This is a genomic window from Nitratidesulfovibrio oxamicus, assembly GCF_015731765.1.
In the GTDB taxonomy this organism is placed as follows: domain Bacteria; phylum Desulfobacterota; class Desulfovibrionia; order Desulfovibrionales; family Desulfovibrionaceae; genus Cupidesulfovibrio; species Cupidesulfovibrio oxamicus.
The window spans coordinates 1-7757 of the sequence record NZ_VRYY01000063.1; the positions used below are offsets into that span (position 1 = coordinate 1).

The 7757-nt window shown below is 60.5% G+C and carries 9 protein-coding genes and 1 pseudogene; 3 read left to right on the forward strand and 7 right to left on the reverse strand.

Annotated elements, in window-relative coordinates:
* The 5 genes and pseudogenes from FVW20_RS02925 to FVW20_RS02945 all read right to left on the reverse strand — a co-directional run.
* A pseudogene (locus tag FVW20_RS02925) lies at positions 1 to 187 on the reverse strand (hypothetical protein); the annotation flags it as partial.
* The gene (locus tag FVW20_RS02930) at positions 187 to 732 is read right to left on the reverse strand and encodes a hypothetical protein (protein ID WP_196608224.1); all 546 of its coding nucleotides are present in this window, start codon (positions 730 to 732) and stop codon (positions 187 to 189) included. The gene FVW20_RS02930 and the pseudogene FVW20_RS02925, both read right to left, overlap by 1 nt.
* On the reverse strand, positions 729 to 3074 hold the full coding sequence (locus FVW20_RS02935) for a phage tail tape measure protein (protein WP_196608225.1): 2346 nt from the start codon (positions 3072 to 3074) through the stop codon (positions 729 to 731). The genes FVW20_RS02930 and FVW20_RS02935 overlap by 4 nt, the downstream gene beginning before the upstream one ends.
* Before the next feature lie 7 nt (positions 3075 to 3081).
* The gene (locus tag FVW20_RS02940; RefSeq protein ID WP_196608226.1) at positions 3082 to 3219 is read right to left on the reverse strand and encodes a hypothetical protein; all 138 of its coding nucleotides are present in this window, start codon (positions 3217 to 3219) and stop codon (positions 3082 to 3084) included.
* A gap of 47 nt (positions 3220 to 3266) precedes the next feature.
* Positions 3267 to 3623 (reverse strand): DUF6848 family protein, encoded by a 357-nt coding sequence (locus FVW20_RS02945; RefSeq protein WP_196608227.1) that lies wholly within the window; start codon positions 3621 to 3623, stop codon positions 3267 to 3269.
* On the opposite strand from FVW20_RS02945, the gene FVW20_RS02950 reads away from it, so the two are divergent.
* The 3 genes from FVW20_RS02950 to FVW20_RS02960 all read left to right on the forward strand — a co-directional run bounded on the left by FVW20_RS02950 (position 3622) and on the right by FVW20_RS02960 (position 5738).
* Positions 3622 to 4254 carry a hypothetical protein gene (locus FVW20_RS02950; RefSeq protein ID WP_196608228.1) on the forward strand — a complete coding sequence of 211 codons (633 nt, stop codon included), beginning with the start codon at positions 3622 to 3624 and terminating at the stop codon, positions 4252 to 4254. The two genes, FVW20_RS02945 and FVW20_RS02950, sit on opposite strands and share 2 nt — an antisense overlap.
* 540 nt (positions 4255 to 4794) lie before the next feature.
* On the forward strand, positions 4795 to 5337 hold the full coding sequence (locus tag FVW20_RS02955; RefSeq protein WP_196608229.1) for a hypothetical protein: 543 nt from the start codon (positions 4795 to 4797) through the stop codon (positions 5335 to 5337).
* Positions 5338 to 5351: 14 nt separating this feature from the next.
* Positions 5352 to 5738, forward strand: a complete 387-nt coding sequence (locus tag FVW20_RS02960) for a hypothetical protein (protein WP_196608230.1) — start codon at positions 5352 to 5354, stop codon at positions 5736 to 5738.
* A 49-nt stretch (positions 5739 to 5787) separates the two neighbouring features.
* Here the strand turns inward: FVW20_RS02960 and FVW20_RS02965 are convergent, their stop codons facing one another.
* Positions 5788 to 6258 carry a hypothetical protein gene (locus tag FVW20_RS02965; RefSeq protein WP_196608231.1) on the reverse strand — a complete coding sequence of 157 codons (471 nt, stop codon included), beginning with the start codon at positions 6256 to 6258 and terminating at the stop codon, positions 5788 to 5790.
* 67 nt (positions 6259 to 6325) lie between these two features.
* Positions 6326 to 7757 (reverse strand): DUF2586 domain-containing protein (locus tag FVW20_RS02970; protein WP_196608232.1); only part of this gene is annotated, 1432 nt, incomplete at its 5' end.

The following is a 7757-nucleotide window of genomic DNA, read 5'->3' on the forward strand; positions in this document are numbered from 1 at the left end:
AGCCGAAGCCCAGCGAGACGGGCTGGCCCACAGCCAGGGCGGCCCGCACCGAGCCGTCCGGGTCGGGCAGTTCCACCTCGGCCCGCGTGATGACCGCGCGGCGGCGGCTGACCACTTCGGCCCGTGGGGAACGCAGCACTTCCAGCCCGCCCACCCGCACGATGATGTCCACGCCGGTGATGTCCATTACCTGCTCCCCCTTGCTTTCCTGCCGGACACGTCCACCAGCAGCGATGCCTCCTGCTGCGGTGCGGCGCTGCTGCCCTGCGCGGCGGCCTCTGCCGCGCGCGGGGTCTTGGCCCCGGCCTGTTCCACCCGCACGATGGGCGGCACATGCTCCACGAAGGCCAGCGTGGCCCGCAGGGTGTCGTCGGCGTCCGTCTCCTCGCTTTCAAGGCGGCTGAAGACCACCCGCCGGATGCCTCGCGCCAGCAGATGGCGGTTGGCCACTTCCAGCACCTTGGGGTTCGTGCGGCTGTCCGTGCCCCGGAAGGCCCCGTTGATGGTTTCCAGCCGGTCGTAGCAGGTGGCGTCGTCGTCGGTGAGCAGGTCGAGGGTCAGCGTGATCTCGGCGTCTTCCCACCCGAGGGGGGTCTTTCTCTTGCCGGACACGCCGTCCACCTTCTGCTCGTCGAAGCGCACGGCGCAGGCCACGCGCTGGGCACGCAGAATGCCCGGCAGGGCCACTCCGCCAAGGCGCACCACGCCATCCTCGAAGGTCAGCATGCTCATGCGGCACCGCCTTCCGGTACGCCGTCGTACTCGGCCACAAGGGCCTGTAATTCGGACACGAAGCCCTGCGCGTCGGACACGCCCGGCAGGCTCACGCTGCCGATGTGGATGGTCACCCCGCGCCCGCCGGTGCGGCCCTCGCGGCCTTTGGCGGGCGTTACGCCCACCTCGGCCATGGCTTCCAGCGTGCCGGGGGGCACCGCCGCGCCCAGGGCGTCATCCAGTGCGGCGTTAAGATCCGGCGCGGCGGCCTGCATGCCCTCGCCCATGGTGGTCAGGGTGGCCCGACCGGATGCGGTCAGCGTGGACAGCGGCCCCGCGTCGGCATCCGAATGCGGCAGCAGTTTGGCAATAAGATCCATGGCCCCGCGCACGGCTTCCATGGGCACGGCCAGCATGGACGTGATGCCGTCGGCAAACGTGCCCAGCAGCGCCGCCCCGGCGTCGAACAGGCTCACCCCGTTGATGAGGTCGAGGAAGAACTGCACCACGCCCGCCGCCATTTCGATGGGGACAATGAGCGCGCGCACGGCAATGGCCACCCCTTCGGCGGCACCGGCCACGAAGGTACCCAGCACCGTACCGAAACGCTGCCAGCCGGATGCATCAGTGGCGGCACCGGCCCCGAACAGGGCGGCGGTCATGCTGCCCAGCGCGTCGAAAACCTGCCCCAGCGTGGCGGCAATGGCCGAAAACGAAGGCCCAAGAATGTCAGCCATACGCTGGCCCACCGGTGCCACGGCATCCACCATGCCGGTGAAGAACTCGCGGATGCGGAACACCACGCGGGCCACGGCGGCCACCAGACTTTCCAACCCGGCGGCGCGGATGTCCGTGGCCAGTTGGCCGCGAATCTCGCCCACGCCGTCGGTGAGGGTGGCGAACACGGCGGCCACGCCCCGGAACACCAGCGAGATGCGCGACCACCAACTGTCAATGGTGTCGGCCATGCCGCCGAAATTGGTGCGATAGGCCACGTACAGCGCCGCGCCCACGGCGATGAGCGCCCACATAGGCCACGACAGGCCCAGCAGCGCCGCCTTGAGCGGGCCAAGGGCCTTGGTCAGCATGGGACCGGCGGCGGACAACAGCCAGATGGCCCCGGACAGGGCCGTGGCGGCCACCACGGCGGTGGCGATGCCCGCCAGCAGCTTGAGCGCGAATTCCCCGGCCACGGTCTGCGCCGCGCCGCGCAGCATATCCACGAAGCCGCCCACACCTTCGGCAACCCGCCCGATGACCGGCAGAAAATAGCTGCCTGCCACGATCATCAGCGCCTTCATCTTGTTGCCCAGCAGGATCAGGGTGTTGGCCGTGGTCTTGCTGCGGGTGTCGAATTCCGCCTGCATGCTGCCCGCATAGGCCGAGGCATCGCCCACCAGCTCGAACGCCTGCGTCAGGTTGCCCATGTTGGCCAGCAGCGGGGCAATGGCCCCCAGCGCCTCCTCCCCGAACATCTCGGTAAGCAGCGACATCTGCAATTCCCTGGGCTTGTCGGCCAGCGCCTGCAACACCTTGAAGATCGTGCCCTGCGCGTCGGTTTGCATGTCCCTGGCCATCTGCGTGACCGAGAAGCCCAGCGAGCCGAAGGCCGCCTGCGCGTCCTTGCTGAGCGCCGTGCCCTTGACCAGCGTGGACGTGAATTTCTTCAGCGCCGTGGACGCGATTTCGGGCGAGGCACCGGCGGAAAGGAACGCCGCGCCCAGCGCCGCCACCTGCGTTTCCGCAAGGCCCGACGCCATGCCCACCGCGCCCACGCGCTGGATCACCTCGCCCAGCGCCGGGGCGGTGGCGTTCATGTTGTTGGAAAGGTGGTTCACCGAATCCGCCAGCGCGTAGACGCGCGGCAGCGAAAGATTCATGCCCGCCCGCCAGTCGGCCATCATCTTGCCCGCCTGGTCCCCGGTCAGGTCGAAGGCCACGCCCATTTTGGCGGCCTGCTCGGCGAACTCCGTCAGGTCGGCCTTGGCCACGCCGCTTTGCGCGGCGGCGGCCACGATGGCCGCCAACCCGTCCGCCGCCATGGGAATGCGCGCGCTCATGTCCAGAATGGTGTCGGACATGGATTGCAGCTCGCCCGCGCTCTCGAAGTTCACCACCTTGGCCACGTCGGCCATGGAACTCTCGAAGGCGATGGCCTCTCGCGCGGCAAGGCCCAGCGTGGCCAGCAGCACGGCGGCGGCCACGGCAACCGGTGCCATGGAAATGGCCAGCTTGCCCATGCGCCCGCCAAGGCCGTTTGCGGCCTGCGCAAGCTGCTTCATCCTGCCGGTGATGAAGCCGAGCGGGCCGGAAATCATGTCCTGCAAGGACATGGTGGCGAAGACGCTGAACACTTCCATGGCGAGCCTATGCTTTTGCCCTTGCGCCCATGATGTGGGCGAGGGTCTTGATGTGGCGTTCTTCCAGAAACAGGGCCTGCGCAACCTGCCCGGTCCAGTCTTCCCAGTCGTCGGCGGGCTCGGCATGCAGCCAGTGACGGATCATGGCGTCATACTGTCCGAGCCCGCCGAGCCGCTGGCGGGCGGCGTCGATCAGTTTCCCAGGTCGCCGAGGCCCACCGCCTTGATGAGCGCGCTGCTCATGGTGGTGACGAGGCCGGGGTAGCGGTCCGCATCGGCAAGGAAGCGTTCGCGGTCTTCGGGGTGGATCACGTCCAGGATCAGCGCGCGCGACGCCTGTGCGGGGTTGCGCGCCGCCGTGGACTGCAACCGCTTGATGTGCGTGGGCGAGGGCTTGGCGAAACGGTAGGACACGGCCACTTCCGTATCGGCCCAGCGGTCGGTCCAGCTGTGCTCGAACGCGGCGTAGGCACGACCGGAAGGGGCGGCCCCTTCGGCGTCTGCCGGGGTGGCGGAAATGGCCTGCGAGGTCTTGGCGGGGTCGGACATGATGCCTCCATGCGGGTTGGCGTTTGGGCAGGTGAACCTGCTACGCCGCTACCCTAGCGGAGGCCGGAAGGCGGGGCCGGAGGCAGTGGGAGATATGCGGGGAAATGAAAAGCCGCCCCGGAGGGGGCGGCGCAGTGATGTTCACTATTCTATTGATATTCTATCATCAAGCAATGCCCGCGTTTTTATTGCACATTATCACGCGTGTCTATTGGTTTTTTGTTTGCGGAATATATGTTTATCAGACATTATCGCAAGAGATACGGCTATGATAGCAGAAATGTCATACCAGAGCATTATATTTTTATATATATATTTTTCATCTATTGAAATTCCAATCATGTGCAGCAGTTTAAATAAAGACTTAGATGATAGTGATGTGAGTATTATTGACAAAGACAATTCTTTGCAAACGGTGCCTGCATGCTTTGATGCTTTTATTATCCCGATGCGTTTAGGAAGTAAAATTAAAAACGCAATATATGCAATATGGCATGCAATAATAATCAAAAGCGACAATGCGGAAGCATCTGTAGAAATGAAAGACTCTACAGCTTTGTATACAGTCCATGGTGATTTTCTTTGTATTATAGAGCACACAATGATAGATATAAAAATTATAAAAAAATAAATCAGTGAGTTGTAGAATGAATCACCGTAATTCGTTGGTGTTTTGCGCAAAATATATTTATTGCTTGGTGAAATATAATTTGCAAAAGCAATAAATGAAACAATGCATGTGTAAAGTAGATATTCCGATGAGTTGTTCTTTATCTCTCGTATCGGAGAGTAAAATAAAAATGATGTTAATACAATAACGACAATAGGAGATAATGCAGCTGCGTATTTCTGCACCAATAGATGTTTCTCTTCGGCCATAAAATGTCTCATGCTGTTTTTTTGTTATGTTTTGGGTAGAATTCTCTTGTTGGTAATACCTATTGCCGCGGCCATGGTGATGGCGTGTGGAGCGCAACGTCTGATTAGTCGAGGCGCATTCCGCCTCAATCGTCCCATGCATGAAAATGGTTCATTGCCGAGACCTGCCATGCCTGTGATGCAGCCTTTTAAGGGCGATAATTGCGAAAAATCAAGGCTTATGATACGGCATGTGTATTATGTTTCATCATCGAAAATAGTAGCACCCCTGCCAATGTGAGGCGTCATTTCTATGCATAGTGGTGGGTTGGAACATTTTTTTGAAAAAGGAAAAGTTGTGGATTGGGTTGCAATAATTTGTAGCCTATGCATCTCTTTTGTAACTTGGACATTGCCAAGTTCTGCAACTGTGCCCCTCTATGTATTTATGATCATGCTTATTTTCTTTATCCTCATCGTGTCAAAGTTGATAATGTATGCCGTATCATGCAAGGATGAGATCGACAAATTGAACTGTCAGCTTGGCGCGCAAGATGATAACATTATGCCAAAATTAATCAAAATTTTAAAGATGCAAAACGGAGCTATTGTTTTTCTCACAACAGGCGCAGTGTTCTTTAAGAATGGGATGCAAGTTTCCATAGTGTATGAAAATAATGATGTTGAGCAAGCAATAGCATACGGTGTAATATCAAATATTCAGCAAAATAAATTGATACAGACAACATTGACATCTGTTTCAGATGGGTATGAAAATACATTAAGCGAAATAATAAGCAACCAAATTGTATATAAGAATGCAATTCGCATATTTCCCGGCCAGATACCCAATTAATATCGGAGCCTGCAATGCCTGAAGATATCTCAAGAACGCTGTTTAAGGTGGTTAAAATAATATCAGACTCTAGAGTCGTCATCAATGCAGGAACTCGAGATGGAATAAAGACAGGAAATAGATTTATAATTTATAAAACTGGAGAAGCGATTACTGATCCTGATACGGGTGAAGACCTTGGGCCTCTTGAAATAGTCAAAGGCAACGGAGTTGCCAAGCATGTTCAAGAAAAAATGAGCATAATACATGGATATATGATTATTACAAAGAAGCAAAGGCCGTCTAATATGGCAGCTGCTGCGTTGTACTCTATATATATGCAAGGGCCAATTGAAGAAACTGAAGAGATTGAAGAGGCATTTGAAATGCCAGAGATAGGGGATTGTGCCAAACGGAAATAAAAGAAAGGCCGGGTCACCCCGGCCTTTCTCTTCTCCCTCTTTCCCCCTCTTACCCCGTCAAACTGCTCACCTTCCGGTCCACCTTGGCGGGCACCCCGTTCCACAGGATGGGCGAAAGAATGGTGATCTCGCACTTCACCTGCCCGGCGTTGTCGTCGCCCTGGGCGGACGAAGTGTCGTGGCTGGTCACCTTGCACGCGGGCAGGGTGTCCACAATGGTGGGCTGGTCGGCGTTGGCGTAGCTGACCACCACCGGGAACGGCGTGTGGTCGTAGATGCCGCCCGCGCCGGAGCTGGCCAGTTCCTTCTTCAGCCGCTCGAACTCGTCGCGGTCCAGCGTGAACGATCCCGACGCCTCGTAGTTCTTGCGGCCATAGCCGCGCGGGGTGGCTCCGCGCCCGTAGCGCGGCTCCACGCCCTGGCCGTCCTTGTAGCTGATGTCGGTAATGCCCACCGTTTCGCCCTGCGGCAGGCGCACGGTGATGTCTTCCCAGTCGTAGTTCTTGCCGTTGATGGCCATGGTGCATGCCTCCTATGCTGTCATCGCTGCTGTCGCTATCCGTAAGGTTCGCGCGCTCACCTAACGGCTAGCGCGCCGCCAGGCGCGGGTCGAACGAACTGCCCGCGTAGGCGTAGTTGGCGAACAGCCTGATCTGCCGGATGATGGGGATGCCGATGAGCGTTGTTTCCACGGCCACCCCGTTGTTCACGTAGTCCTGCCCCGGCGGGATAGCCACCACGTAGGCGGCCAGTTCCGGCGGCACGGCGGCGGTCATGGTGGTCAGCGCGGTTTCAAGGTTGGTGCGCAGGTATTCCAGCCCGCCCGCGTTTTCCGGCACCAGCGGATCGCCCAGTTCGTCGTACATGGATTTCAGCGCCGCTATGCGCAGCTTGCGCACGGCCTTGAACACCACGCGCAGCACTTCCTCGTACTGGAAGTCGCTGGTCACCTCGGCCATGGTGCGCGAATCGCCCCAGTAGGCGCTGCGCAGCCCGGCGTAGATCCTGGCGGTAAGAAAGCCCGCCTTTTCCAGCGCGGCCTGCACCGCCTCGTTCCAGCCTTCGGGCAGGGTGCCCTGCGATATGCCGCCGTCGCGCACGCGCCCGGTGGCCCGCTGCACGGGGATGGACAGCACCCGCCCGGCCTGCAAGCCGCCCCAGTTGCGCAGCTTGCGCTGGCCGGTGGCATCGCTGACCTCGCCGTACTGGGTGCATACCTGCACGAAGCGCCCGGCAAACGCGGCCCGCTCGGCCAGCATGACGGCTGCCCAGTCGTTGATGTCCTCGCCGTCGCGGGGCAGGCGGCTTTCCATCTTGAAGTAGGTGGGCCGGTGCAGGTTCCACAGCTCGTCGGCCTTGGCCTGCGCCGCCGCCCAGTCCACCGGGTCGGACGGGCCGACGATGTGTACGAACTCCACGTCGTACAGTTCCAGTGGGCGTTCGATGGCGGTCATCACGTCCACGATGGACGGCACCGGGGCCTGCAACGTGGCCGTGTAGGTGGTGCCGCCCTGGTAGTCGCCAGCGGGAAAGGTGATGGCCACCCCGGTGTCGCCCGCCGTGGCCGCACCATCCACCGGGATGGTGCGCACCGCGCCGTAGTTGTCCCCGCCGTCCAGCGACAGGCGGTACGTGCCCTCGTTGCGCGCGCCGCCGCTGACCACTTCCAGCACCAGCTGCGCCTCTGCCCTGGGGGTGCCCGCCAGCGTGATCTGCGGCCCGCCGCCGATGCGCGTCACCGGTCCCACCGCCGTGCGCACGGTGAACCGGTAGGCGGTGCCCGCCTTCAGCTCGCCGTCTTCGGGAAAGGTCAGGGTGACGCCGGTGGCCGCAATGGTGACCTGCGTTGCCGATGCCTGCTGGCTGCCGAAGGTCGCGCCCCCATCCGGAGAGATGCGTACCGGCGCAAGGCCCACGGCCCCGTCGGCCACCACTTCCACCACCACGTCGGCGTTGGCCTGCGGCACGCCGCTGGTGGCGCAGGCCGCGCCGGGGCCGGTCTGCCGCACCGGCGAGATG

Coding starts and splice junctions, on each gene's coding strand:
- FVW20_RS02930 (WP_196608224.1), bottom strand. CDS start 732: ATGAGCATGCTGACCTTCGAGGATGGCGTGGTGCGCCTTGGCGGAGTG.
- FVW20_RS02945 (WP_196608227.1), bottom strand. CDS start 3,623: ATGTCCGACCCCGCCAAGACCTCGCAGGCCATTTCCGCCACCCCGGCA.
- FVW20_RS02950 (WP_196608228.1), top strand. CDS start 3,622: ATGATGCCTCCATGCGGGTTGGCGTTTGGGCAGGTGAACCTGCTACGC.
- FVW20_RS02940 (WP_196608226.1), bottom strand. CDS start 3,219: ATGATCCGTCACTGGCTGCATGCCGAGCCCGCCGACGACTGGGAAGAC.
- FVW20_RS02965 (WP_196608231.1), bottom strand. CDS start 6,258: ATGGCCATCAACGGCAAGAACTACGACTGGGAAGACATCACCGTGCGC.
- FVW20_RS02935 (WP_196608225.1), bottom strand. CDS start 3,074: ATGGAAGTGTTCAGCGTCTTCGCCACCATGTCCTTGCAGGACATGATT.
- FVW20_RS02955 (WP_196608229.1), top strand. CDS start 4,795: ATGCATAGTGGTGGGTTGGAACATTTTTTTGAAAAAGGAAAAGTTGTG.
- FVW20_RS02960 (WP_196608230.1), top strand. CDS start 5,352: ATGCCTGAAGATATCTCAAGAACGCTGTTTAAGGTGGTTAAAATAATA.